This is a genomic window from Halorubrum cibi, from assembly GCF_900182635.1.
GTDB classification, from domain to species: Archaea; Halobacteriota; Halobacteria; order Halobacteriales; family Haloferacaceae; genus Halorubrum; species Halorubrum cibi.
Genome location: NZ_FXTD01000002.1, coordinates 78,333 through 103,532, shown reverse-complemented (window position 1 = coordinate 103,532; position 25,200 = coordinate 78,333). Strand labels below are relative to the sequence as shown.

General features: G+C 68.5%; 27 protein-coding genes and 1 tRNA gene. 13 read left to right on the top strand and 15 right to left on the bottom strand.

Annotated elements, in window-relative coordinates:
- Positions 1-50 precede the first annotated feature (50 nt).
- From FN829_RS03070 to FN829_RS03060, 3 genes are all read right to left on the bottom strand, one after another.
- Entirely contained in the window at positions 51-872 is an 822-nt protein-coding gene (locus FN829_RS03070) for a fumarylacetoacetate hydrolase family protein (RefSeq protein WP_142985773.1), read from the bottom strand.
- Positions 873-874: 2 nt separating this feature from the next.
- A complete protein-coding gene (locus FN829_RS03065) occupies positions 875-1,222 on the bottom strand; it encodes a cupin domain-containing protein (protein WP_142985539.1) in 348 nt (115 codons plus the stop codon).
- 114 nt (positions 1,223-1,336) lie between these two features.
- Complete coding sequence (locus FN829_RS03060) at positions 1,337-2,638, bottom strand: DUF362 domain-containing protein (protein ID WP_142985538.1); 1,302 nt, start codon at positions 2,636-2,638, stop codon at positions 1,337-1,339.
- 195 nt (positions 2,639-2,833) lie between these two features.
- On the opposite strand from FN829_RS03060, the gene FN829_RS03055 reads away from it, so the two are divergent.
- The 3 genes from FN829_RS03055 (at position 2,834) to FN829_RS03045 (ending at position 6,428) form a co-directional block, all read left to right on the top strand.
- A complete protein-coding gene (locus tag FN829_RS03055; RefSeq protein WP_142985537.1) occupies positions 2,834-3,940 on the top strand; it encodes a mandelate racemase/muconate lactonizing enzyme family protein in 1,107 nt (368 codons plus the stop codon).
- Entirely contained in the window at positions 3,937-5,154 is a 1,218-nt protein-coding gene (locus FN829_RS03050) for a mandelate racemase/muconate lactonizing enzyme family protein (protein ID WP_142985536.1), read from the top strand. Before FN829_RS03055 ends, FN829_RS03050 begins: the two co-directional genes overlap by 4 nt.
- A gap of 113 nt (positions 5,155-5,267) precedes the next feature.
- Positions 5,268-6,428: an acyl-CoA dehydrogenase family protein gene (locus FN829_RS03045; protein ID WP_142985535.1), complete on the top strand. Its 1,161-nt coding sequence runs from the start codon at positions 5,268-5,270 to the stop codon at positions 6,426-6,428.
- 435 nt (positions 6,429-6,863) lie between these two features.
- Here the strand turns inward: FN829_RS03045 and FN829_RS03040 are convergent, their stop codons facing one another.
- From FN829_RS03040 to FN829_RS03025, 4 genes are all read right to left on the bottom strand, one after another.
- On the bottom strand, positions 6,864-7,835 hold the full coding sequence (locus FN829_RS03040) for a D-2-hydroxyacid dehydrogenase (RefSeq protein WP_142985534.1): 972 nt from the start codon (positions 7,833-7,835) through the stop codon (positions 6,864-6,866).
- A gap of 81 nt (positions 7,836-7,916) precedes the next feature.
- Positions 7,917-9,167: an MFS transporter gene (locus tag FN829_RS03035; RefSeq protein WP_142985533.1), complete on the bottom strand. Its 1,251-nt coding sequence runs from the start codon at positions 9,165-9,167 to the stop codon at positions 7,917-7,919.
- A 99-nt stretch (positions 9,168-9,266) separates the two neighbouring features.
- Positions 9,267-9,653 (bottom strand): hypothetical protein, encoded by a 387-nt coding sequence (locus tag FN829_RS03030; RefSeq protein ID WP_142985532.1) that lies wholly within the window; start codon positions 9,651-9,653, stop codon positions 9,267-9,269.
- Entirely contained in the window at positions 9,650-10,297 is a 648-nt protein-coding gene (locus FN829_RS03025) for a hypothetical protein (RefSeq protein ID WP_142985531.1), read from the bottom strand. The genes FN829_RS03030 and FN829_RS03025 overlap by 4 nt, the downstream gene beginning before the upstream one ends.
- Between FN829_RS03025 and FN829_RS16350 the strand changes: the two genes are divergently transcribed.
- The 5 genes from FN829_RS16350 (at position 10,215) to FN829_RS03000 (ending at position 15,505) form a co-directional block, all read left to right on the top strand.
- Entirely contained in the window at positions 10,215-10,661 is a 447-nt protein-coding gene (locus FN829_RS16350; protein ID WP_281286021.1) for a hypothetical protein, read from the top strand. The two genes, FN829_RS03025 and FN829_RS16350, sit on opposite strands and share 83 nt — an antisense overlap.
- A gap of 107 nt (positions 10,662-10,768) precedes the next feature.
- Positions 10,769-11,074, top strand: a complete 306-nt coding sequence (locus tag FN829_RS03015) for a DUF5789 family protein (RefSeq protein ID WP_142985530.1) — start codon at positions 10,769-10,771, stop codon at positions 11,072-11,074.
- Positions 11,075-11,347: 273 nt separating this feature from the next.
- On the top strand, positions 11,348-12,334 hold the full coding sequence (locus FN829_RS03010) for a TAXI family TRAP transporter solute-binding subunit (RefSeq protein ID WP_142985529.1): 987 nt from the start codon (positions 11,348-11,350) through the stop codon (positions 12,332-12,334).
- Between the two features lie 19 nt (positions 12,335-12,353).
- Complete coding sequence (locus FN829_RS03005) at positions 12,354-12,824, top strand: DUF1850 domain-containing protein (protein WP_142985528.1); 471 nt, start codon at positions 12,354-12,356, stop codon at positions 12,822-12,824.
- A complete protein-coding gene (locus FN829_RS03000) occupies positions 12,821-15,505 on the top strand; it encodes a TRAP transporter permease (RefSeq protein WP_142985527.1) in 2,685 nt (894 codons plus the stop codon). Before FN829_RS03005 ends, FN829_RS03000 begins: the two co-directional genes overlap by 4 nt.
- Before the next feature lie 110 nt (positions 15,506-15,615).
- Here the strand turns inward: FN829_RS03000 and FN829_RS02995 are convergent.
- Positions 15,616-15,688 (bottom strand) — tRNA-His (locus FN829_RS02995).
- 100 nt (positions 15,689-15,788) lie between these two features.
- Positions 15,789-17,111, bottom strand: a complete 1,323-nt coding sequence (locus FN829_RS02990) for a hemolysin family protein (protein ID WP_142985526.1) — start codon at positions 17,109-17,111, stop codon at positions 15,789-15,791.
- Between the two features lie 288 nt (positions 17,112-17,399).
- Here FN829_RS02990 and FN829_RS02985 point away from each other — a divergent pair, with 288 nt between their 5' ends.
- Complete coding sequence (locus FN829_RS02985) at positions 17,400-18,584, top strand: M20 family metallopeptidase (RefSeq protein ID WP_142985525.1); 1,185 nt, start codon at positions 17,400-17,402, stop codon at positions 18,582-18,584.
- 153 nt (positions 18,585-18,737) lie between these two features.
- Here the strand turns inward: FN829_RS02985 and fer are convergent, their stop codons facing one another.
- Positions 18,738-19,127, bottom strand: a complete 390-nt coding sequence (gene fer, locus FN829_RS02980; RefSeq protein WP_142985524.1) for a ferredoxin Fer — start codon at positions 19,125-19,127, stop codon at positions 18,738-18,740.
- A 221-nt stretch (positions 19,128-19,348) separates the two neighbouring features.
- Between fer and FN829_RS02975 the strand changes: the two genes are divergently transcribed.
- Together FN829_RS02975 and FN829_RS02970 are read left to right on the top strand one after the other, a co-directional pair.
- Entirely contained in the window at positions 19,349-20,218 is an 870-nt protein-coding gene (locus FN829_RS02975; RefSeq protein ID WP_142985523.1) for a CheF family chemotaxis protein, read from the top strand.
- 79 nt (positions 20,219-20,297) lie between these two features.
- A complete protein-coding gene (locus FN829_RS02970; RefSeq protein ID WP_142985522.1) occupies positions 20,298-20,852 on the top strand; it encodes an HIT domain-containing protein in 555 nt (184 codons plus the stop codon).
- Positions 20,853-20,891: 39 nt separating this feature from the next.
- On the opposite strand, the gene FN829_RS02965 is transcribed toward FN829_RS02970, so the two are convergent.
- The 5 genes from FN829_RS02965 to FN829_RS16115 are packed head-to-tail and all read right to left on the bottom strand — an operon-like array spanning position 20,892 to position 23,758.
- Positions 20,892-21,905, bottom strand: a complete 1,014-nt coding sequence (locus FN829_RS02965; RefSeq protein WP_142985521.1) for a carbohydrate kinase family protein — start codon at positions 21,903-21,905, stop codon at positions 20,892-20,894.
- Complete coding sequence (locus tag FN829_RS02960; RefSeq protein WP_142985520.1) at positions 21,902-22,357, bottom strand: nucleoside deaminase; 456 nt, start codon at positions 22,355-22,357, stop codon at positions 21,902-21,904. The genes FN829_RS02965 and FN829_RS02960 overlap by 4 nt, the downstream gene beginning before the upstream one ends.
- Positions 22,358-22,381: 24 nt before the next feature.
- Positions 22,382-22,684 carry a hypothetical protein gene (locus FN829_RS02955; protein ID WP_142985519.1) on the bottom strand — a complete coding sequence of 101 codons (303 nt, stop codon included), beginning with the start codon at positions 22,682-22,684 and terminating at the stop codon, positions 22,382-22,384.
- A 3-nt stretch (positions 22,685-22,687) separates the two neighbouring features.
- Complete coding sequence (locus tag FN829_RS02950; protein WP_142985518.1) at positions 22,688-23,458, bottom strand: Rho termination factor N-terminal domain-containing protein; 771 nt, start codon at positions 23,456-23,458, stop codon at positions 22,688-22,690.
- Between the two features lie 3 nt (positions 23,459-23,461).
- Entirely contained in the window at positions 23,462-23,758 is a 297-nt protein-coding gene (locus FN829_RS16115) for a TFIIB-type zinc ribbon-containing protein (RefSeq protein ID WP_142985517.1), read from the bottom strand.
- Positions 23,759-23,897: 139 nt separating this feature from the next.
- Here FN829_RS16115 and FN829_RS02940 point away from each other — a divergent pair, with 139 nt between their 5' ends.
- Positions 23,898-24,128, top strand: a complete 231-nt coding sequence (locus FN829_RS02940) for a hypothetical protein (protein WP_142985516.1) — start codon at positions 23,898-23,900, stop codon at positions 24,126-24,128.
- Between the two features lie 113 nt (positions 24,129-24,241).
- The gene (locus tag FN829_RS02935) at positions 24,242-25,174 is read left to right on the top strand and encodes a DUF7139 domain-containing protein (protein ID WP_142985515.1); all 933 of its coding nucleotides are present in this window, start codon (positions 24,242-24,244) and stop codon (positions 25,172-25,174) included.
- Positions 25,175-25,200: the final 26 nt, after the last annotated feature.

Below are 25,200 nucleotides of genomic sequence, written 5' to 3'. Positions count from 1 at the left end.
GCGATCCCGTTTCCGGCTCGGTACCTCCGCTCCGGATTCCTACCGACTTCCTACCGCGTCACGGGCGCGTCGACCGACCCGATGGACTCCACCACCGCGCGCACGTGATCGCCGGGGTCGATCGGCGCGGCGCCGGGGGTTCCGGTGCTGAACAGGTCGCCCGGTTCGAGCGTCATCACGCCGGAGTGGAACGAGACGATCTCGGCGGGGGGAAACAGCATGTTCCGGATCTCGTTTTCCGCCTCGACCTCGCCGTTGACCTCGGTCCGCACCGACAGCGACGACAGCTCGAGCGGCTCCTCGGGCACGACGATGGCCGGGCCGGGAACGAGGAACGTGTCGAAGCTCTTCGCCCGAGTGAGGAATCGCGGGTTCCGCTGGAGAACGTCCTCCGCGGTCATGTCGATGATCGGCAGGTAGCCGGCGACGACGTCGTCGACGTCGTCCTCCGCGACGTCCCGGCAGGTTCGGCCCATCACGACGCCGAGTTCCGCCTCCGCGGTCACCCGGTCGCTGCGATCGGTCGGCGGCAGCCGGATCGGGCCGCCGGGTCCGGTGAGGACCGTCGAGGGCTTCATGAAGCTCGCCGGCTCCTCCGGGCGGTTCTCGTCGAGGTCGCCCGCGTGCTCCTCGTAGTTCAGTCCGATCCCCCAGAGCTTGCCGAACCGCTCGAGGGGCGCGGCGAACGTCAGGTCAGCCGCCGGGACCGGCTCGGCCGTCGCGTCGTCGACGTCGCCGAGCGTCCCGTCTGCCGCCCGAGGCAGCGCCTCGCGGACGCTCTCGAGGTCGGGTTCGACCGACGCGAGCGGGACGAACCCCTCGTCGTCGCCGAGCAGCGCCTCTCCCGTCGCGGACCGCGCGAGGTACTTCACGCTCATTCCTCCCGGTCCGTCCAGAAGTCGAAGGAGCGTCCCGGAGCGAACACGTCGAGGCCGACCGCGCGCTCCTCGCCCGTGTTCTCGACCCGGTGGGCCTCGTTCGACTCGAGCAACACCGAGTCGTTCTTCTGAAGGGCGACCGAGTCGTCCTCGGTCGCGACGGTGAGCTCGCCCTCGAGACAGAGACACACCTGCTCGTTCTCATGGTCGTGCATCGGCGAGCTGTGCCCCGGCGGCTTCTCGAACCACTCGAAGGAGAACCGGTCGCTTCCCGCCATCGCGACGCGACGCCAGCCCTCGTCGGGCTCGTACGTCTCCGCCTCGTCGAAGGCGACCGGTCTCATCGCTCCCCCGTCGGTACGTCCGCGGTGTCGCACGTCTTTCGAGCCATGATAGGCCCGAACACGACGCGGCTGATAACGTTTATCGTCCCGGTGGACTGGGCGCGTCCGGGACTGTCACGACCCGGAGATCCGCGCCGTCCCGTCCTCGAAGGTCACCGTCACGTCGCGTTCCCGCACCGCCGCCGCCTCGGGGAGGTCCTCCACGACAGCCTCGGAGACGTGGAGCTCGCCGAGGTCCTCGGTGTTGCGGATCCAGACGATCCGGACCGTCTCGGGGTCGTACCCGCCGAGTGCGGCCAGCGCGGTCCGGAGCGCGAACTCGTCGTCGGGCGCGACCACCGGCAGCTTCGACTTCGCGAGCGACCCGCTCGTGAGCGCGTTCGCGTAGGCCTTTTTCACGTCCAGCTGGTCGATCGCCGCCCGCCGGGTGAGGTCTGCGAGCCCGATCCCGTTGCCGTTACCCTTCGTCGCCTCGGTGAGCCCGCGCACGTAGATGAGGTCGATGTCGGGCGTCTCCGGGTCGGGCGCGTTGAGGACGTGGTAGCGACCGATCACGTTCGTATCCATCCCCGCGCCCGAGATCTCCTTGCCGATCTCGTCGACGACGAGGAGATCGATCTCCTCGACGGGAAGCGTCGGCATCTCCTCGTAGGCGCGTTCCAAGAGCTCCGGCTCCCGGTCGAGGAACGACCCCGCCGGCACCGCCTCGACGTGGGAGAGCTCCTCCTCGAAGTTCTCGACGAGGGCGATCCCCCCGAGAAGCGGGACCGCCTCCTCGATGACGTCGAGCGCGGCCGTCAGCGTCTCCACGTACCCCTCCGCGATGGCCGTCGAGTGGAACGACTTCGCGCCGCGCTGTTTGCCGAGGCCGACGACGGTCATCTTCGCGAGCCCGCTCTCTATCGGTCCGCTGAAGTTGGTGTGCGCTTTCACCCGGTTCACCACGACGACCGCGTCGGCTTCGAGCGCCGCCGCCGAGAAGTACACCGGCACGTTCGCGTCGCCGACGGTCACGGTCTCCAGCTCCTCCGCGTCCATCCGCGCGTCGATGGGGGCGCCGACGCCACGCTCGTCGATCCCGAGCGCTTTGAGCACCTCCCGTTGCCCCTCCGGCGTCGCCCCGCCGTGGCTCCCCATCGCGGGCACGACGACCGGGTCGTATCCCCTCGCCTCCGTCCAGTCGACGGCCGCGGCGGCGATCTCGTCGATCCGATCGATCCCGCGGCTGCCGACGCCGATCGCGACGGTGTCGCCCGGATCCAGGTCGACGTCGTCGAGCCGGTCCAGTTCCGATCTGGCCGTGCCGACCGGGTCCGCGAGCGTCTCGCTCGGCGGATCGTATCGAACCCGCGCGAACGACGGGAGCGGCTGTGCGTCGATGAGGTGGTCGACGTCGCTGCGGTCGGGAAACTCCATGCGTGGGCTCTCGCGGGGCCGACACAAATAGTGTTCGTGGACGACGCGGAGCGATACCGTTCGTGGACGACGCCGGCGGCGAAACGACGTTGCGGAGTTGATACGAGACGGCTCGATTCGACTGATATCGGCGGATGGCCACGAATTTCTTGCCCATACAACGAGGTATATACGGACGGAATTAGCGGCTCACGTATGGAGATCACACAGGTAGAGTCGTTCCCGATCGAGCTCCCGTTGGAGTCCCCAGTCTCCTTCTCCAACCGGACGCTCACGTACCGGGACCACGCGATAACGTACGTTCGAACCGCCGACGGCCGCGAGGGCGTCGGCTACTCGCTGGGCTACGAGGGCGCCCACCTCGTCGCCGACGCGGTCGAGTCGATGCTCGAGCCGATCGTCCTCGGCGAGGACCCGCGCGACACCACCCGCCTCTGGCGCGAGATGTACGAGGGCAACGTCCAGATCGGGCGGATGGGCGTGATGCTCCGTGCCATCTCCACCGTCGACATGGCGCTGTGGGACTTGAAGGCGAAGGCGGCCGGCCAGCCGTTATACAAGCTCCTCGGCGGCAACAGCGAGTCGGTCCCCTCCTACGGAAGCGGGGGCTACTACCGCGACGAGAAGGGTCACGAGGCGTTACGCGGCGAGGTGCGCCGGTACGTCGACGAGGGCCACGAGGTCGTGAAGATGAAGGTCGGCCGCCTCTCCGTGGACGAGGAGGTCGAGCGCGTCGCCGCCGTCCGCGACGAGGTGGGCCCCGAGACGACGCTGCTCCTCGACGCCAACGGCGTCTGGGAGTCGACGACCGAGGCGGTCCGCGCCTGTCGCGCGTTCGAGCCGTACGACCCCTACTTCATCGAGGAGCCGGTGATGATCGACCGCGTGGAGACGATGGCGGAGGTCAACGACGCCATCGACTACCCGGTCGCCACCGGGGAGTTAGAGGGAACTCGTCACAACTTCGCGCGGCTCAACGACACGGGTGCGGCGACGATCCTCCAGCCGGACGTGACCGTCTGCGGCGGGATCACGGAGTGGCTCCGGATCGCGAACTACGCCGCTGCCTACGACGTGCCGATCGCGCCACACTACAACTGGAACATCCACACCTCGCTTCTCGGCGCGATCGACAACGGGCTGTGGATCGAGTACTTCTACCGCGACATGGACGTGAAGGCGTTCGACGACGTCGTCGCGGAGCCGCTCGCGCCCGGCGACGACGGCCGGATCGCGATGCCGGAAGAGCCGGGACACGGCGTGACGCTCGACGAGGACGCCCTGGAGGAGTTCTCGGCATGAGGGACTACTCGGATCGGATCGACGTCCGCGACGCGGACCGAGACGTGGAGATCACGAGCATCGACGCCTGCGTCGTCGAGGGCAACTTCGAGTGGAACCTGATCAAGGTGGAGACCGACGCCGGCGTGACGGGCATCGGCGAGTCGTACCGCGGCGGCGGGATCCCGGAGATCGTCGAGTACGCGAACCGCTTTTTGGTCGGCGAGAACCCGCTCGACGTGGAGCGGCTCGTGCGCTACATCTTCCAGGAGATGTCGGGTCACGGCGGCACGACCGGGAAGGTCGTCACCGCCGCCTCCGGCATCGAGATCGCGCTTTTGGACGCCGCCGGAAAGATCCTCGACCTCCCGGTCTACCAGCTCCTCGGGTCGAAGTACCGCGACGAGGTCCGGATCTACTGCGACTGTCACGCCGGCGAGGCGTACGCGGTCGAGGACGGCGCGACCGCGTACGCCGAGGCCGAGGCGTACTCGCCCGAGGCGTACGCCGCGGAGGCGGCCCGCGTCGTCGACATGGGCTTTTCGGCGCTGAAGTTCGACCTCGATCTGCCCGCCGACAACGAGAACGACCCGTACAACGGCCGGCTGACGAACGCGGCGATCCGCGAGAAACGCGAGATCGTCGAGGCGGTTCGCGAGGAGATAGGCTACGACGTCGACCTCGCGTTCGACTGCCACTGGGACTACTCCGTCGAGAGCGCGAAGCGGCTCGCCTACGAGCTGGAGGAGTTCGATCTGATGTGGCTCGAGGACCTCGTGCCACCGGAGAACATGGACGCACAGAAGGAGGTGACGAAGGCGACGCGGACGCCGGTCGCGACCGGCGAGAACCGGTTCCGCGTCTTCGAGCTCTCGGATCTCATCTACGACCACGGCGTCGACGTCGTCACCCCCGACCCGACGACGGTCGGCGGGCTCCACGAGACGATGCGGATCGCGGACCGCGCCGAGGAGAACTACATGCCCATGTCCCCGCACAACGTCTGTAGCCCGGTGGGGACGATGGCCTGCGTCCACCTCGGCGCGGCGACCCCGAACTTCGACCTGCTGGAGTACCACGCGCTCGAGGTCGACTGGTGGGACGATCTGCTGGTCCGCGAGGAGCCGCTCATCGAGGACGGCCGGATCGCGGTTCCGGAAGCGCCGGGACTGGGGATCGAACTCGACATGGACGTCGTCGAGGAACACCTCCTCGAGGGAACGAGCGGGTTCTGAGCCGGCCGCCATCCCTCGGCAGGCAGCCGCCACCATCGGGTTCTCGCATGGGGCGTCGACCGCGGCCGCGCCGTCCCGGAGGGTTATTTATTCGTGGGTACGTAGCCCCGTACATGATCGATTATTTCGATTTGGAGGCGTCACTCTCCCAGGAGGAACGGCTGCTCGTCGACTCGGCGCGATCGTTCGTCGAGGGGGAAGTCGACGACATGGGGGAACACTGGATCGAAGGCACGTTCCCGACGGAGATCATCCCCAAGATGGGCGAGATGGGGTTTTACGCGCCGAACCTCGAGGGCTACGGCCTGCCGGGCGTCAGCGAGACTTCCTACGGTCTCCTGATGCGCGAGCTCGAGGCGTGTGACTCCGGGCTCCGGTCGATGGCGAGCGTCCAGGGCGCGCTCGTGATGTACCCGATCCACGCGTTCGGCAGCGACGAACAGAAGGAGGAGTGGCTCCCCGCGCTCGGCGAGGGCGAGGCCGTCGGTTGCTTCGGCCTGACCGAGCCCGAACACGGGTCGAACCCCTCGGCGATGGAGACCCGCGCCGAGAAGGACGGCGACGAGTACGTCCTGAACGGCTCGAAGACGTGGATCACGAACTCCCCCATCTCGGACGTCGCCGTCGTCTGGGCGAAGGACCACAGCGAGGAGGACCACCCGGTCCGCGGGTTCCTCGTCGAGACGGACCGCGACGGCGTGACGACCAACAAGATCGACGAGAAGCTCAGCCTCCGTGCGTCGATCACCGGCGAGATCGCCCTCCAGGACGCCCGGATCCCCGAGGAGAACCGCCTGCCCGGCGTCTCCGGGATGAAGGGCCCGCTGTCGTGTCTGACGCAGGCGCGCTACGGCATCGCGTGGGGCGCGGTCGGCGCGGCCCAGGACTGCTTCGAGACCGCCCGCGAGTACGCCACCGACCGCGAGCAGTTCGGCAAACCCATCGGCGGCTTCCAGCTCCAGCAGCGCAAGCTCGCGGAGATGGCCACCCAGATCACGCTCGCCCAGCTGCTCGCCCACCGGCTCGCCGAGCTCAAGGAGTCCGGCGAGATGCGCCCGCAGCACGTCTCGATGGCCAAGCGAAACAACGTCCGGATGGCTCGCGACCAGTCGCGGATCGCCCGCGAGATGCTCGGCGGCAACGGGATCACGGCCGACTACTCCCCGATGCGGCACATGACGAACATGGAGACCGTCTACACCTACGAGGGCACCCACGACATCCACACGCTCATCCTCGGCGAGGACCTCACCGGGATACAGGCGTATCAGTAGCGGAGGAAGTCCTCGCCCTCCGTGGATGAAGGCGGCGGGTCCGAGGCGGACTGCGTTTTCCGCAGTTCTCGCGTGAATCATCCGGTCTATCCTGCCTGCTTGTAGTACGGTTGTTTTGATGGTGATCGAGGTGAGTAGAAGGGGATCGTTGCCGGCGCGGTGATCACGATCATGGAGAACACTTCCAAAGCCCCAGCCGCGAGGCGCTACGCGCCTCTGGCAGCCGGCGGCGGAGCCGCCGGCGACTGCCCCTTTGAGTCCCACCCGCCCCGCGCCTCACACCTCCCCAGCCTCGTCGCTCACTGCGTTCGCGACGTCCCTCGCGGGCGGTTCGCGGGTGCTGTCGCACCCGCTCACCGGCGCGCCACCGAAACGATTGATCGCTCGTTGCTTAGGCTACACTGAGCGAAGAGTCCATCAGGATCGCCTCTCCTCTCAAGCGACCCGGTTTCGAAGGTCGTCGTACTCGCCCGTCTCGGCGACTCGCTCGACGTTCTCCACGAGGATGTCGGCTCGTCGCTCCCAGTACTTCGGGGTGTGTCCGGAGACGTGCGGGGTGAGGAGGACGTTCCCGAACCCCCACAGGTCGTGGTCGGTCGGGAGCGGCTCGGGGTCGGTCACGTCGAGGGCCGCACCGTGGATCGCGCCCGACTTGAGCGCGGAGACGAGCGCGGGCGTGTCGATGACGCCCCCGCGGGCGATGTTGACCACGATCGCGTCGGTCGGGAGCGCGTCGAGTTCGGCCTCGCCGATCAGCCCTTCGGTGGTCTCGGTGAGCGGACACGAGAGGACCAAGACGTCGGTTCGGACCAGCGCCTCCTGGAGGCCGCCGTAGCTGACCACCTCGTCGGTCGGGCTCTCCTTCTCCGGCGTGTGGCGGACACCGATCGTCTCCACGTCGAACCCCTCGAACCGCTCGACGATCGCCTCGCCGATGGATCCGAGGCCGACGACCGTGACGGTGCTGCCCGCCAGCTCGGTGAACGATTGGAACCGCCGCCACTCCCGACGCTCCTGTCGCCGGATCCCCTCGTCGAGCCGGCGAGCGAACGTGAGAACCCACCCGAGCACGTGCTCGGCGATGTTGGGGCCGTGGACGCCGGAGGCGTTCGTGACGGCGATCCCCCGGTCGGCCAGTTTCTCGAGCGGGAGGTGGTCGACACCGGCGGCGTTACACGCGAACAGCCGCAGGCTCTCGGCGATATCGAGGTCCTCGTCGGTCACGGTCCCGCCGGCGACGACCGTCGCCTCGGCGACGTACTCCCGCCGTTCCGCGGCGGTCCGCGCGAGACGGACGGTGTGGTCCGGGAGCCGTTCCCGAAGGATCTCGGCGTAGTCGGCGGCGGGGATCCCGTGTGCGTCGTGGTCGAGCACCGCGATGTCGGTGGTGGTCGGCTCCGTGCTCATCGTCCGGGCGTCGACGCGGGGGGACAAAGTACCCGCGGTCGCGGCGGGGGACGGGAACCGTCGGAGTGAGGGGAGGGGCGCTCACCCGTCCATTCGGATCGGCGGCGCTCGGCTCATCAACACCAGACAGCCGATCCCGACGACCGCGCCGACGACTCCGGTCGCGACGCCCACGATCCGCACGGCGGGAACGAACTCGATCCGGGCGCTCGCGACCGCGATGGCCCCGCCCATGAGGATCGGCGTCAGCGTCGCGCTCGCGCGACCGGTCCCCTCGCTCAGGCTCACGAGTCCGCCCCGCAGCGCGGTGGGCGCGAGATCGGTGACGATGCTCCGGTAGATCGACAACACGAGCCCGAAGCCGACCCCCATCAGGACCACCCCGAGGGCCGCTATCGGCAGCGCCGTCGCGAGGAAGACGAGCCCGAGCCCGACGCCTATCGAGAGGTTTGCCGCGATCAGCGGGTAGAGCCGGTCGTCGAAGGCGGCGGAGATCCGCCCGGTCTGGGTCGCCGCCAGCGCGTACGAGAGGCTGGCGAGCGCGGCGAGGATCCCGGCCTGCGCGGGCGTCCCGCCGAGGACGTCGACGACGACGATCGAGTTGTAGGTGAGGAAGCCGAACCACGCCAGGTTCGCGGTCCCGCGGGCGACGACGATCGTCCACGCGCGCCGGTGTGCGACGAGTTCTCGGAGGTCGGCGAGCTGTGCCCGGAGGTCCTCGTCGGAGCCGTTCGCAGCCTTCTCGTCCATCGGCTCCTCGAACCGGAGGTAGACGACCGCGGCGATCGGGAACGCGATCGCGTACAGGAGGAACGGGTACTGCCACGCGAACCCGACGAGGACGCCCGCGATGAGCGGGAAGACGGTCTGTGAGAGCCCCGACCCGGTGAACCGGAGCCCCTGTGCGGTCGCCTCCTTCGTCCCGGTGTAGAGGTCGCCGAGGCTCGTGATGATGATCGGGGTGAGCGCGGCGAACCCGATCCCCTGGAGCAGGCGGAGAACGATCGCCGCGTAAAAGGTGGAGACGAACGCGATCGCAGTCCCGGTCAGCCCGAACCACACCAGCCCGAAGATGAGGACCGGCCGTCTCCCGTACCGGTCGGCTATTACCCCGGCGATGGGGATGACGACCACCGCCGGGCCGGTGAACGCCGACATCAACAGCCCGATGTTCGCCGCGGACGCCCCGAGCGGTTCGACGAGCGAGCCCAACACCGGCGAGAGGAGTGCGGTCCCGAGCGGCGGGAGAACGTTGATGAGGAGCAACAGCTGGAAGGGACGCTCCCGAACGATCCCCGAATCGCTTCCCGCTATCGACGGCGTGGAGACCACGGATACTCTCTCGGAAGGAGGTGGCATACATGGGACTACGTCTTCCGGCAGAGATCGTTGCGACCGACGAGGAGCCTCGGTCGCTGTGTGCGGCGGGCCTCACCGGACGCCGACGCACTCGCCAGCGACCTCGACGGCCTCGTCGGCCACCGTGACCGTCCCGTCGAAGCGCGCGCAGGTCCCGGCGTCCCACGCGAGCCGACCCACCCAGCCGTCGCCCGAGGCGGTCAGTTCGTGGCGGCCGTCCGTTCCCACGACGACCTCGAACGCGCGGGCGACGCCGGGGTCGAGGCGGTCGGACTCGTCCGCGTGGGTCGTCCCGTCGTCGCCGACGACCTCGACACGAACGTCGATCGGTTCCGATCGCTCGTTCCGCACGGAGAGGTCGAGGCGACCCCCCTCGTCGTCGCCGAAGCGACCCGTACACCCGGTGGCGAATCCGGTGAGTGCGGTTCCGGCGATCGCGAGAAGGCGACGACGGTTCATCGCGGTTCGACGCTCACGGAGAGGTCGTCGACGTAGTGGGTCGCGTCCGCCTCCCAGATCACGGCCGTGCCGACGGCAAGGTGGAGGGTGTCGACGTCCAGTCGAGGCGTCGTCCACTCGAACCCGTACTCCCGCCACCCGTCGGCGAGCCACAGCGGCTCGCGGAGCCCGCCGTACGGGGTCTCGCCGAAGTCGGTCGTGTCGACGCCCGGCTGCGGGAAGTCCTCCTCGGCCGCCGGCGGATCGGTCCCGAGCCGCATCAGGGCGTGGCGGATCGTGTTGAACGACTCCGACTCGCTCCAGAACTCCCCCGCCACCTCGATCCGATAGGCCCGCCCCGACTCGATGGAGACCGGATGATCGACCCACGTCACCCCGTCGTCGTAATCTCCCTCGTTCCAGATCCGCAGCGAGCGCTCACCTCCCGCCGCCTCGGCGTCCGAGACGTCGACTTCCCACTCGAACTCCGCGAGGTCGACCTCGGGACCGATCGCCGCGCCGGCCTCCCAGTCGCCGATCCCGTCCTCGAACCCCTCGGCGAACGTCGACGGATCGCCGTCCGTGTCGCCCCCCCACCCGGCACACCCGGCCACGCCCGCGAAGGCGAGGGCGGCACTCGCGCGAAGCGAGTTACGTCGTAACATATCGTGGGATACCTCCCGGAGCGGCATAACTCTCCCCACGTCGCCGCACCGCCGGGATCCTCGCACGCGGAGGTCCGTTTTAGCCTCCGCCGGAGGAACGGACCCGGTTTTAATACGGCCTGTCGGGAACGTCGTCGGGAGCAACGTCTTCAACGTGCTCGGGGTCCTCGGCGTCGCAGCCGCGATCCGCCCGCTGACCGTCGGCGGTGTGGCGATGGAGACACTCCTCTGGTTGACCGTCCTCACCGTGTTCATGGTCGCTGCGCTCTGGTCCGGCCGGCGGCTGTCGCGTCCGGAGGGCGCGCTGTTCCTGCTCTCGGAGGTCGCCCGGTGGGTGCTCGGGCTGCTCCGGATATTCGGGTGAGCCCCCGGATGGCGGGACCGTCCGGGTCGGAGAGCCGTCTCACCCCGGACGACGCACGGCGACGGTAACTGGCACCTAACAAAGCATCTGCGCTCCAACCGAGTGGTATGTTACTCTCGGATCTGGCGGAGTCCCTCGAACGCGAGCTCACCTACCCGATCGGGTCGGAAGCGGTCGTCGCCCGGATGGGAACGGTGCGGATCGAGGGTCCGAGCGGCGACGGCGACCAAACGATCGATTCGATCCTCGATCCCCTCGGTCAGACTTCGTTCGACTCCGCGGACGGGCTCTTCGCCACGATATACGGTAACCTAAGCGACGAGCACATCGGTCGGAAGTACTACGACGACCGGGGGACGACAGGACGGGAGACCCGTGGCGGTCCCTCCGAGACGGAGGACGTCTCGTTTTGACGGTGGACGGCGACGTCCGACCCGTCCCGACTCTCACCGTTCCCCTCGAGCGGACCGCCGGAACCGGTCCAGCCCGAACGTCAAATCGGACACGATTCCCGGAGACGGGAGCGACTGAGAAGCAACGATGAGCCGGGGTTGAGGCGTTTTCGCGTCCGATGACGCTCGCGGGATGACGGTAGGATCCAGCTACTTCGACGGGAGCGCTTACCGGCGGTCGCGTCGACGAATAGTGGCTATCTAACTAACCGGACGTTCCGCGTGGATTCCGGTATGAGGGACACTGGGATCGAACGACGGCGCGTCATCGCGGGCATCGCGGGAACCGGACTCATCGGGATGGCAGGGTGTTCGGGCGGTGGAAACGGCGACGACGGCGGTGACGACACCGGCGACGAGGGGCGGATCATCACTTGGCACGCCGGCGGCACCGGCGGGACGTACTTCCCGCTGTCCGGCGAGTTCGAGGGGATCATCGAGGACGTCACCGACTACGACCTCCAAGTGTCCGCGACGGGAGCCAGCGTCGAGAACGTCGGGAGCCTGGCGAGCGGCGACGCCGACTTCGCGCTCATCCAGAACGACATCGCGTTCTTCGCGCGGAACGGGAGCGGGCTCGCGGCCTTCGAAGGCGACCCCATCGAGAACCTTCGAGGGGTCGCGACGCTGTACCCGGAGACGATCCACGTCATCGTCGGGCCCGACGCCGACATCGGCTCGTTCGCCGATATGGAGGGGGCACGGATCAACACGGGGGACCTCGGAAGCGGAACGCAGGTGAACGCCCTCCAGATCTTGGAGTCGGTGGCGGGGCTCACCCCCGAGGACTTCGACGAGCAGAACACCGACTTCACGCAGGCGGCCGATCAGATCCGGGACGGCGACGTCGACGTGGCGTTCGTCGTCGGCGGTTGGCCGGTCGGTGCCGTCGAGGAACTGGCCACGACCGTCGACATCGGCGTGTTGAACATGAGCGACGACGAACGGGAGGCGGCGCTCGACGGTGCCTCCTGGTTCGCCGAGGACACCATCCCGGGCGGCACGTACGGCGGGATCGACGGCGACGTAGACACGGTGTCGGTACAGGCCATGATCGCGACACGGGCGGAGCTCGAGAGCGATATCGTGGAGACCGTTACGGCGGCCATCTTCGACAACGTCGATCGCCTAGAGATCAAATCGGCGTTCATCGACGTCGAGACCGCACAGAACGGGATGTCCATCGAGCTCCACGAGGGCGCGGCCCGCTACTTCGAGTAGCGTGACCCGACGTTCCTGGATGTACGTCCTCGCCGCCGTTGCGGTGGCCGTCCTCGTCGGGACCGCCGTGGGGACGTCTGTGGGCGAGGAGACCGGGACCTCGACCCTCGTCGTCGCCGACGAGCGGGGCATCGACCTCCTCGACGTCCCCGTTTCGGAGGGTGACGAAGTCACCGTCGAGTACACGCACAGCGTCGAGAAGACCCTCGTTACCGACGTGTACGTCGTTGACGACGGGACGCTCCTGATGGATCGGATGCTGTTCAGTTCCTACGGGGCGGGCCTTCCCGCTCAAGCACCGGTGGACCGGGACGGCGACCGCTTCGTCTACCGTCCGCCCGATCAACGTCACGGGAGGTTGTCGGTGTCGACGGGCCCAGTCGCCGGTCACGAGCTCGTCGTCGGCGGGACGCGGTACGACCTTCACGAACTCGCGGACGGCCGCACGGTCTCGCTCGGCGTTGAACGCCGACACTCTCTTGAGTTATGACACCACCCGAAATCACTCCGACAGTCGAGGGGCCTGACGAACGGGACCCGGACGAACTACTCGATGAGATCGAGCGTCGACGAACGCTCCGGGGTCCCGCACTCGTCGCCGTCGCCGCCGTCGGGATCACGTTCTCGCTGTTCCAGCTGTGGATCGCCGCTCGCGGGTTCGTTTTCGAACTCACGCTCCCGGTCGTCGGGAGGTACCGGCTGACCGCGCTCGCACAGCTTCAGGTTCGGGCCATCCACGTGACGTTCGCGCTCGTGATGGCGTTCCTGCTGTTCCCGGGATCGACCGGCGACGGTTTCTTGGTGCGTCGACTGGCCCGGGGAGCGACGGCCGTCGATGAGCGGCTCGGGGAGGGTGTCCCGGCTCGCGGGCTGGCCGCCGCGCGCGACGCCGCCAGTCGGGCGTTCGTCGACGGCGACACCGACCGGGTAACGGCGTCCGACGTGGGGCTCATCGCCCTGGCGATGCTCCCGATGGCGTACTACGCGACGCGGTACCGTGAGGTGACGGACGTCATCCGCGTTCGCGGGCTGGGCGGTGCCGGGACGCTCGGGGAGGTGTACCCGGCGTTGGAGCCCCTCGCCGTCGGTCCCCTCGCGAACTGGCCGTTGGCGTACCTGCTCGGCGTGCTGGCCGTTCTGCTCGTTCTGGAGGCGACCAGGCGTTCGCTGGGACTGCTGTTGATGAGTCTGGTCGCCGCGTTCATGGTGTACGGTCGGTACGGCTTCCTCATCCCGCGGGACGCTCCGGTCGTCGGTCTCCTCTCGATCAGGGAACTCCGCTGGGACCAGCTCGTTCAGAACCTCTGGTACACCATCGAGGGGATCCTCGGGCTCCCGGTCGGCGTTTCGGTACGGTTCATCTACATATTCATCCTCTTCGGGGCGTTCCTCGAGATGTCGGGCGCGGGGAAGTGGTTCATCGATCTGGCGTACACGATCACCGGTACGCGGAAGGGTGGTCCCGCGAAGGCCAGCGTGGTCTCCTCCGGCTTCATGGGGATGCTCTCGGGGTCGTCGGTCGGCAACACCGTCACGACCGGTGCGCTCACGATCCCCCTGATGAAGCGGTCCGGGTACTCGCCGGAGTTCGCCGGTGCCGTGGAGTCGTCGGTGTCCTCGGGCGGACAGATACTCCCGCCCGTGATGGGGGCCGCCGCGTTCCTCATCGTCGAGTTCACCGGCACACCGTTCCGTGACGTCATCATCGCCGCGACGATCCCGGCCGTCATGTTCTTCTTCGGCATGTGGGTCATGGTCCACTTCGAGGCAGCCAAACACGGTATCGGCGGGCTCCCCCGAGCCGAACTGTTGGACATCGGACCGCACATGAGACACGGGTGGTTCTATCTCGTTCCGCTGGGCCTGCTCCTCTACTACATCGTCTTCGCACGGCTCTCGATCGGCCGTGCCGGGTGGTTCACGATTATCGCAACGGTCGCCCTCGTCTCCGCGGTCGCGGCGTATAACGAGGAAACCGGATCGTACCTCGGCGGCGCCATCGCCGCGGCGCTCGGTGCCGTCGTCGCCTCGCTGTATCTCACTGGCACGACCCCGCTCGGTCTCCTCGCGGGCGAGGGCGGCAGCGGGCTCTCGATCGGGGCGGCTCTCGGTGCGGCAGCCGGATCGCTGGGCGTCGTCGTCATCGGTGTCAGCGTCCTGTTCCTCCTGATCCGTCCGCGGGGAGACGCACCGCTTCTCGAGCTCGACGACGACGTCTACGACGCCGCCGCGTGGTTCGACGGGACCGTCGGTCGCGAGGTCGCCTCCACCCGTGCCGGGAGCTTCCTGACGTTCGTCCTCAAATCGCTGGACAACGGCGCGCGGACCGCGACGGTGATCGTCATCGCCGTCGCCGCCGCGGGCGTCATCCCCGGGATCATCAACATCACCGGACTCGGCGGGAGCCTTCGGGCCCTGATCCTCGACGTCAGCGGTGGATCGTTGGTGTTGCTCCTGGTCCTCGCCGGCGTCGCCTCCGTCGTCGTCGGAATGGGGATGCCGACGACGGTGATGTACATCATCATCATCGTCCTCCTCGGACCGACGATCCCGGAGTTCGGCATTGCCATCCTCGCCGCCCACCTGTTCGTCCTGTACCTCGGGCTGATGGCCGACGTGACGCCACCGGTCGCGGTCGCGGCTTACGCCGCCGCCGGGATCGCGAAATCGGACCCGTTCGAGACCGGGAAACTGGCGTTCATGCTCTCATTGAACAAGATCCTCGTCCCGTTCGCCTTCGTCTTCGCCCCGGGGATCCTCCTCCTTCGCGGCGGGGACACCTTGGGTGGATCGGCCGTCATCACTCGAGCCGACGTCCTCGACCTCGGGTTCTTCGTTCCGGAAGTCATCGTCCCCGTCGTGGCCGTGTTCGCCGGCGTGTACGGGTTGGGAGTGGCCATCATCGGGTACTACCGGACCCACGTCGGTCGCGGGGGACGTCTACTGCTCGGATCCTCCGCCGTCCTCCTGTCGATCCCGTCGATGCTCTTGTTACCCGCCCAAGGCGCGCTCGCGACGGCGGGGATTGCCGTCTCACTGGATACCTTGACGGCGGACCTCCTGATGCGCGCCGCGGGCGGCGTGCTGTTCGCGAGCCTGCTCGTCCGAAACTACAGACGGGCCACGAACGAAGGCGGGAGGGGATCCGATGCCGACCTCGAGACGGCCTGAGACACCGTTCTCGACCACGACCCACGGTCGGACCCGCTCGCTTCGCTGCGTGTGTCCTCTCCGATCGATCCCCGGCTTCCGGCTTTCTTCGTCACTCCGTTCCTCAGAAGGTCCGGGTGCGAGAATCGAACCCGCGTCTCAGCCTCCACAAGGCTGAAGGATAGTCCACTACCCTAACCCGGACACGCACCCTCACGTATCCCGTTTCGACTGATAACCGTTACGACTCGTGGTTGGGCGTGTGAGCGTCCCGCGTAGGGGCGCATCGACCGATCGCGAGACGCTACGTCTCTCCGTCCGACGACTCCTCCTTGCGGATCCGGACCGTCGAGACGCGCGCGCCGTCGACCGCCAGCACCTCGATCGTGTACCCGTCCTCGGGAACGACGTCACCGGCCTCGGGCGGTCGACCGAGTCGGTCCAGCACCAGCCCGCCGACGGTGTCGAACTCGGCGCTTTCGAAGTCGACGCCGAGCGTGTCGTTGACCGCCGACAGCGACACGCCGCCGTCGATCTCGTAGCCGTCGTCGCCCGATCGCCGGATCGAGGGCTCGTGGAGATCGAAGTCGTCCCGGAGATCGCCGACGACCGCCTCGACGGCGTCCTCGATCGTCGCGAGCCCCTCGAAGGCGCCCCACTCGTCGATCACGACCGCCATCTGTTGGTGCTCGTCCTGGAACCGCACGAGGAGCTCGGCGACCGTCGTCGTCTCCGGGACGAGCACCACCTCCCGTGCGAGTTCGCCGGCCGTCGCGGTTCCGTCACCGTCCGGGTCGCTCGCGACCAGGACGTCCTTGACGTCGACGAAGCCGACGACCTCCTCTCCGTCGCTGGAGGTAACCGGATAGCGCGTGTGTCCGACCTCACGGATCGTCTCTCGAAGCGCCGATATCGAGGCGTCGGAGGGGACGGTCACCACGTCCGGCCCCGGGACCATGATCTCGGTTACGGGGGTGTCGTCCGTCTCGAACACCCGCTCTATCATCTCCACTTCCGCGTCGGCCACGTGGCCCGCCTCGCCCGCCCGAGCCAACACTCGGCGGATCTCACGTTCGTCGAGCGTCTCGTCGGTCTCGGAGGCCGGAGGGATGCCGATCAGACTGGTGAACGCGTTCGCCGTCCCGTTGAACACGACGAGCCCGGGGTAAAACAGGAGATAACAGAGCTTCATCGGCGGCGCGACGAAGAGCGAGAGCCGCTCGGCCTCCGCGATCGCGATCGTCTTCGGCGCGAGTTCGCCGAAGACGACGTGGAGGAACGTGATGAAGCTGAATCCGACCGCGAACGCCACCAAGTGGATGAGGTTCGCCGGGAGCACCGACTCCAGGAGAGGTTCGATGAGCGAGGCGACGGCTGGCTCGCCGGCCCACCCCAGACCGAGCGAGGCGAGCGTGATCCCGAGCTGCGTCACTGCGAGGTAGTTGTCGAGGTTCGCCATCACCTCCTCGAGCGTGTCCGCGCCGGGGCGATTCTCCTCGACGAGCTGCTCGACCGACGTCGAGCGGATCCGGACGAACGCGAACTCCGAGGCGACGAAGAAACCGTTCACGACGACCAACACCAGCGCGAGCAGGAGGCGCGAGCCGGAGACGACGAAGTCTACCATCGCGACCCTCCCGTCGCGTCACCGTTCGAGCGAGGAACACGCATGTCTACTCGTGTCTGTACGCACCTACTTAAACGATCGACCCGCTTCGGCCGCCGCCGACGGATCGTCTCCGATCCCGCCGTCCGTCCCGCTCGGTTGCTTCGCCGACGCCCGCTCGCCGCCCGAGGGCTTTATCGACCGTCGCTCGCGAATCGAAGACGATGAGCGCACACGACCCGCCGATCAGCGGCGACGGAGATCGACTCGCCCGACCGAACGTGACGACTTCCGCTCGGGTGACGGCTCGTGAGTGAGCGTTCAGCCTCGGAACGCTCGGCGGAACTCGAGCGTCTCGCCTGCGACCTCGTGCGGATCCCCACGGAGAACCCGCCCGGAAACGAGGGCGCGGCCGCCGAGTTCGTGTCCGACTGGTTCCGTGAGGAAGGGATCGACGCGACGCTGCTCGAGGAGCCGGACCCGGACCGGCCGCAGGTCGGCGCGCGCGTGGGTGAGAACGGGCCGACCGTCGTGTTGAACGGTCACCTCGACGTGGTTCCGGCGGGCGATCCCGAGGCGTGGACGACCGATCCGTACGGGGGCGCCGTCGAAGACGGTCGGCTCTACGGCCGAGGAAGCGCCGACATGAAGACCGGCGTCGCGCTCGCGATGCTCGTCGCCCGCGACCTGGCACCCGAGATCCGATCGGGCTCGCTGTCGGGCTCCGTCGTCGTCCACGCGGCGATGGGCGAGGAGACCGCCGACCCGGGCACCCGGACCCTCCTCGAACGCGGCTTCGACGGCGATTACGGGATCGTGCTCGAACCCACCGACTTCCGCGTCGCGACGAGCACTAAGGGGCTCTCGGTCTACCGGATCGCCGTCGAGGGCATGGCGACGCACGCGAGCCAGCCCGACGCCGGGACGAACACGATCGACGAGGCGCGGCCGCTGCTCGATGCGATCGACGAGTACGACGCCGACCTCCGCCAGCGCGAGGGTTCCCTCTGTGGCGGCGCGTTCGCGACGGTGACCGAGATCGAGGCGGGGACCGACTCGAACCTCGCGGTGATCCCGGACCACGCCGAACTCGTCCTCGACAGGCGGGTGCTCCCCGGAGAGGATCCGGACGCGGTCGACGCCGAGGTCGAGGCGTTACTCGATCGGGTGCGGGAGGAACACGGCGTCGAGACGACGTGGACGCGGATCCAGACGTACGCCTCCTCGTCGATCCCGGTCGATCACCCGCTGGCGACGAGCCTCCGTGACGGGTCCGCGGAGGCGGTCGGCGCGGACGGCGGCGTCGGCGAGCCGTGGGGGATCGAGGCCGCCACCGACGCGCGGAACTTCGTCAACGACGCCGAGATTCCGGCGGTGACGTGGGGGCCCGGCGACCTCGATCAGGCGCACACGGTCGACGAGTCGATCGCTCTCGCCGACGCCGACGTCGCGAGGAACGTCCTCGAGGACGTGGTCCGAGCGTTCATCGAGTAGCGGAAGTGCTCGCCCGCCGATCCCGGGTGTCCGGGATCGGCAGGTCGAGACGGGGCGACCCGAAGAGATCCGACGGGACGCCACCGACGTGACGGGGAGGTTTCGGCGCGATCGAGGTCGATCCGTGCGGTCGCACGGGAAGACCCGGTGTGGTTAGATGACGCGGTTCTGGAGGTAATCGAGGTGCTTCGCGTTGTAGACGATCTTGACCTCGTCGGCGGCCGGGCTGCCGATACAGGTCAGTCGGACGTTCTTCTCCTCGACCTCCTCGTCCGAGAGGATCTGTTGCATGTCCATCTCGATCTCGCCCTCCTTGACGATGGACGCGCAGTTCGCACACGCACCGGCGCGACACGAGAAGGGCCAGTCGTAGCCCTGCGCCTCGGCCGCTTCGAGGATGTACTCGCCCTGGTTGACCTCGAGGGATCCGTAGTCCTCCGCGTCGAGGCCGGCGTCGGCGGCCTCCTCGAAGAGGTCATCGTCGTCCATCGACCAACCGTGGTCGTCGAGCACTTCGTAGTTGAGGTATTCTACAGTGGGCATCAGCCGTGAGTTCAACCCCCACCTCATTAGGCTTTGCTGTTCCTCCCGTGGCTCGACAACGAGTGACCCGACGCCCGTTCGCCGAAACTCCGAGGAGCGGGGGCCACGGCTCCCGCGACTCCGGGGAGTACCGGGTCGATGATGGTCTCGGTGCTCGATGGAATATCAGTTTTGAGACGGTACGGGTAAGCCTAAATACGGAGGTCCCCCAATCGCGGTCGATGGAGGAATCGGTGGTGGCCGATTTCGTCGGGCGGGTACACACGTCCGACGTCGGGGGAGACGAGCCGGTCCGCGGCCGGGTGCTGTTGAGTCAGCGCCGACTCGTGCTCGTGACGGGCGACACGCGAACGACGGCGCCGCTCTCGAGGGTGTTCGACGTGGTCGTCGGGACCGTTCCGGGAGACCTCCGATCGTTCTTCAGCGACAGCGTTACGCTCGCGTACGAACGCGGAGGGACGCGCTCGACCGCCCTCGTCGAGGGCGAGCCGGACGACATGGATCGGTTCATCCGGGTCCTGTTCAAGGCGCTGTTGCGGGACGTGACGGTGACCGTCCGGCACCCGGCGAAGGTAGGCGGGCGAGTCACGGACGCGACGGACCGAAAGGCGAGGCTGTCGCTGTCGCCCGGGGAGATCGGCTTCGTCGGGACCGACGAGCCGTTCTCGGTGGACCTCTCGACGGTGATAGACTACGACCGTACGACCCGAACGCTCGCCGGAAAGCGGCGGCCGGCGCTCGTCTTCCGGCACGTTCCGGAGAGCCGGACCGTCACGTCGATCGTCACGGTCCCCGACGAGCGGACCCTCAACGTGCTGGGTCGGTACATCAGGCTCGAGTACGAGGAGGTCCAAACCGAGGTCGAGGAGCTCGACCCGACCGAGGACGAACTGGAGGTCCTCGTGTCGATATACTCGGCCGGGGGCGAGGCGTCGGTCTCGCAGGTCGTCACCGGCGACGCCACTCGGACGTCGATGATCCTCGACTCGCTTCGGGAGTCGGGACTCGTCGTCGACGGCGAGGGAGGCGCGGCGCTGACCCGGAAGGGACGGATGGTCGTGACGACGTATCTCGAGTCGGTGAACTCCTAGCCGTCTCGGACGGCCTCGGGTCATCCCGGAGGCGACACCGATCGCCGCCCTTGAAGCGTCGGCACGCCGAGTGTCGACCATGGACCAGATCTACGCCCCGTGGCGGATCGAGTGGGTCGAACGCGACGAGGACCCCATCGACGGCTGTCCCTTCTGTGTCCTTCCCGGGCGCGAGAACGCCCGCGAGGCCCGCGTCGTCGCGCGAAGCGATCACAACTACGTGCTGTTGAACAACGCGCCGTACAACCCCGGACACGCGATGGTGATCCCGGACGCCCACGTCCGCGACTGGACCGACCTCGACGACGCGACGATGCTCGACCACGCCCGGCTGAAGGCCGCGACCCTCGCGGCCACGCGCCGCGCGGTCGACCCCCACGGGTTCAACACCGGCCTCAACCTCGGCGGCGGGGCGGCCGGCGGCTCCGTCGATCACTTACACACACACGTGGTCCCCCGGTGGGAGGGTGACACGAACTTCATGCCGGTCGTCGGCGACACCAAGGTGATAGTCGAGGCGGTCGACCGGAGCTACGAACACCTCCACGGAGGGTTCGCGACGGGTGACGACGTCGTCGACGCCGGCGACCTCGAGGCGGGCGAGGCGGTTCGGATCTCGTTCGGAGACGGGTGAACGAGGCCCGACCGACGACGAGGGGCCCTACGAGATCGATCACCGAAGATCGACGTCGCGTGTCGCGAGGAACGCCTCGAGCGCCTCGCGAGTCGGAAGTCCGGTCTGCGTGAACCGCTCCGTACAGTTGATCGCGGCGACCGCGGCGGCGAACCGGACGGCGTCGAGCAGGTCAGTCCGATCTCGCCCGCCCGCGGACTCGCGGTCGGTCAGGAGCCACCGGTCGATCAGTCCGGCGAGGAAGGCGTCACCCGCCCCGGTCGTGTCGACGACGTCGACGTCGAACCCGTCGATCCGTGTCGATTCGCCCTCGGCGACCACGGTCATCCCGTCCGCGCCGTGGGTGAGGACCGCGGGGCCGACGGAAGGCGTGCGGACCGCCCTGAGCCGGTCGATCGCCGCCTCGCGCCCGCCGAAGTAGGCGGGCGCGGCGACGCCGCCGGCAACGAAGAGGTCGGCGCGGTGGAGGTAGCCGTAGACCGTCTCCGGCTCGGTCCCGCGCCCGGCGAGCTCCTCGACCGGCCCCGAGAGGTCGAAGACGAGCGCGGGGCGGTCGGATTCGGGTACGTCGAGGACCCGATCGAGGACCGCCCGCGCGACCCGGTCGGGCGCGTACGCCGTGATGAAGACGACCTCGCTCGCGACGATCGACTCGAGCGTCGGCGGATCGAGCCGGAGTTCGCGGAAGCTCTCGCCGGCGGTGACGATGGCGCGCTCGCCGTCCGGCGCGCTGAGGATCACGGAGCGCGTCGTCGGTTCGTCCCCGACCGCCACCCGGGACCCGTCGACGCCGCTCTCGGCCAGCCACGAACGCGCCAGGTCCCCGTACTCGTCGTCGCCGACCCGGCTGACGAGTCCGACGTCGCGGCCGAGCCGGTCGAGGCCGACTGCGACGTTCGCTCCGACCCCGCCCGGGGCGGTCTCGACCTCGCTCGCGTACGCCCCGCCGTCCGGCTCCGGGAGGTTCGAGACGGCGTACCACTCGTCGACCGCGGCCGCGCCGATGGCGGTGACGCGGGGCGGGTCGTGGTCGTCCTCGGTCCCACCCGTCACGCTCCGAAGAAGGCCTCGTGGACCGCCATCGCGGCCTCGGTCGCGATCGGCCCCTCCACGGTCGCTTCGCCGTCCGCTCGCCGGATCACCTCGGCGGCGGGGATCGGGATCGCCCCGCCGGTGAGCTCGTGGAGCGTCTCGCCGGCAACCCCGAAGACGACGCGGCCGATCCCGGCGTAGTGGATCGCGGCGGTACACATCGGGCACGGCTCGGTGCTCGCGTACATCGTACAGTCGGCCAGTTCCTCGGCCGAGAGCTCGCGACCGGCCCACCGCGCCAGCTTCAGCTCCGGGTGAGCGGAGACGTCGTCGTCGGTCAGGGTCGTGTTCTTCGCCTCCCGTCGAACCTCGCCGTCGACGACCAACAGCGCACCGAACGGGGTGTTTCCGTCCTCGACCGCCTCCTCCGCGAGTTCGATCGTCCGCGCGACGTGTTCCTGATCGATGGTCATGTCGATCCCTTCGGCCCTCGGAACCTAACGCTTCCCGTCGCCGGCGGAGTCGGTTTGATCGTCGTCGCCGAGGGCGGGATCAACCGATTCTCGGTCGCCGGTCGCCTCCTCCGTGGCCGCCTCCTCCCGAACCGACCGGAGCTTGTCGACCGCGTCGTCGGTCGCGGTCGACCGGGTCTCGGTCACGGCATCGGGGTCGAGCCGGTCGTCCTCCGGTTCCTCCGGCTCCGACTCCGCCGTCTCCTCGTCCGTCGCGTCGTCCGGTTCCTCCGGCTCCGAACCGAGGAGGCCGCCGATCCATCTGCGGAGCGTGGTGATCAGTCCCATGGATCAGTAGTTCCGGAACAACAGCGCCCGCACGTCGTCCTTGGTGCGGGCCGTCTCGACGCTTCCGTCAGGCAGTTCGACCTCGTAGCGCGCGTCGCCGTCGCCCTTCCGCCACTTGTCGTCGTGAGTGTCGAGCAGGCTCATCATCGCGTTCAGTTGCCCGGCACCGCCGTCGGCATCGTTGGCCTCGTTGTCGGCGGCGCCCGCCGTGTCGTCGCCGGCACCCTCCGGGCCCGCCCCGTCGTCGTCCGCGCTCTCGTCGTCCGCCGGATCGGTCGCCGCCGACTCCGTCTCGTCGTCGCCGCTTCCGTCCGCGGCGTCGGGGACCGCAACGTCGACGCGGGCGAAGGGATCGACCGCCAGCTCGGCGGCCGCGTCGAGGATCGCCTCGACGAGTTCACCCTTGGTCATGTCGCTGCGGCCCGAGACGTCGAACTCGGCGGCGATGGAGTACAAGTCCGAGCGGTCCGCGTCCTCGGGGTCTCCGTGTCGCCGGTTGCGTTCTTCGAGCGCCGCGCGCGCCGCCTCGCGGTCGAACGGGGAGCGATCCCCGTCGCCGTCGCCGGTCGCGTTCGAGCCGTCCCCCCGGCCGGCCAGGCGGTCGGCGTCGGCCGAACGGTCCGGGTCGTCGACGGCGTCGGCGAGGTCGAGCAGGTACCCGAGCACCTCCTCGGTGCCGACCGTCGCGTACGGCCCGGCGTGTCGGTCGGCCAGTTCCTCGCGCAGGCGCTCGATGCGTTCTCGGTGGTCGTCGGTGATCTCGATCGGTGGCATGCGTTACTCCTCTCGCTCCGTCTTCTCGCGGTCCCCTTCCGTCGCGTCTGCGTCTTCATCGTCCGCGTTCTCCCGCTCCGCTTCCATCTCGTCCGCGTTCTCCCGTTCCGATTCCCCGCCGTCCTCGATCTCCCTGCCGAACCGTTCGAGCGCCTCCTCCCAGCTCTCGACGAGGCGGGGTTCGCCGGAGTGGTCGACCTCGACGCCGGCGTAGCCGCAGGCGTCACAGCCGACGGCCTCGGCCCCGCCGAGCGTGAACGTCGTCAGCGCGGATCCACAGCGCGGGCACTCGGTCGACACGGTCTCTCGGGTGAGCCGTGGACGCCGGCCGTGAAAAACACAAGGGTCACGGGGAGCGTTCTCGTGGGGATCCCTCACGAACATCTTGGCTGTATGAACCGATACTAATATATTAACTCGTTCTGTAGTATCATTTGAAATGGGAGCGAACGGGGCCGATCTTCTGGGCGTGCTGGAAAGCGACACGGACACGATCACGGGCGCGGTGACTTCCGGGCGGATCGACCTCGACGACCTGGATCGGTTCGTGGAGAGCGTCGATCGCGGTGACCTCGAGGCGGACCGCGGCGTCGACGAGGTCGTCTGGATCGTCGGGTCGCTGCTGCGCGGCGACGCGGCCGGCTGGGAGGAGATGGAGCCGGCGAGCTGAGTACGGAACGCGAGGGGACCGATCGCGGGCTCCCGGCGGGATCGACTCGCGGGCTCCCGGCAGGATCGACTCGCGGGGGCAACAGTCATTAGACTCGGCGGAAACGACGAGACATGAGCGACCAGAGCGAGACGAACCCGCTCTTCGGCTACTACCGACGGTACATCGGCGACCCGGACCGAGCCGTCGACGTGTACGCCGGGTTCGGTCTCTTCTTCGTGGGACTCGGTCTGGGGATCGTCGGGATCGCCGTGTTCCTCTACAGCGCGACGTTGCCGGCGAACACCCTCTCGACCTACTCGGTCAGACAGGTAGCCGCGGTCGCCGCCGCGCTCGGCCTACCGGGACTGCTCCTCGGCGTCGTCGTCCTCCTTCCGGTGGACCGCCGCATGCTCTATCTCGGAAGCGGCGGGGCGGCGATCTGTCTCGCCGCAGTCGGGTGGTTCGTCCGCGTGTACCCGCACGACTGGAACGTCGCCGAACCGCCGGACTACAGCGCGCAGGTCGTGGCGCTGTACAGCGTCGGGCTCGTCGCCGTCATCGGCGCGACCGGGGCGGCGCTCGTCGCCCACCGCGTCGAGCAGGCGTCGGGCGCGGCGGCTGCCGGCGGAGCGGCGGCCGGCGGCGCGGCCGGCGACGTCGGGTCGGGCGGCGATCCGGAGTCGGGAGCCGAGACCGTCACCGACGAGCAGGTCCGTGCCGACATCGAGCGTGAGCTCGACGACGCCGAGCTCACCTGGGGCGGCGTCGAGCGTCCGACGGGCCGCCGGCTGGAGCTGAACACCACCGTCGTCGACGACGCCGAGATCGATAGCGACGCGCTCGCCGGGTCCGCGACCGAGACCCGGACGACCTCTGGCACCGTCGACGACGCGGTCTCACAGCTCAAGGGGCTCCAGGGCGGCGAGACGAAGACCGCGAGCGGCGAGGGGACCGACGATCAGGCCGCCGCGCTGCGCGAGCTTCGCGAGCAGCAGCGCGCGGAGGAGCAGGCCGAGGCCGAGGAGTCGTCGGTCGTCGACCGGATCCGCGGGCTGTTCGACTAGCGGGCGGGGTCGCTCCGTTCCGCGAC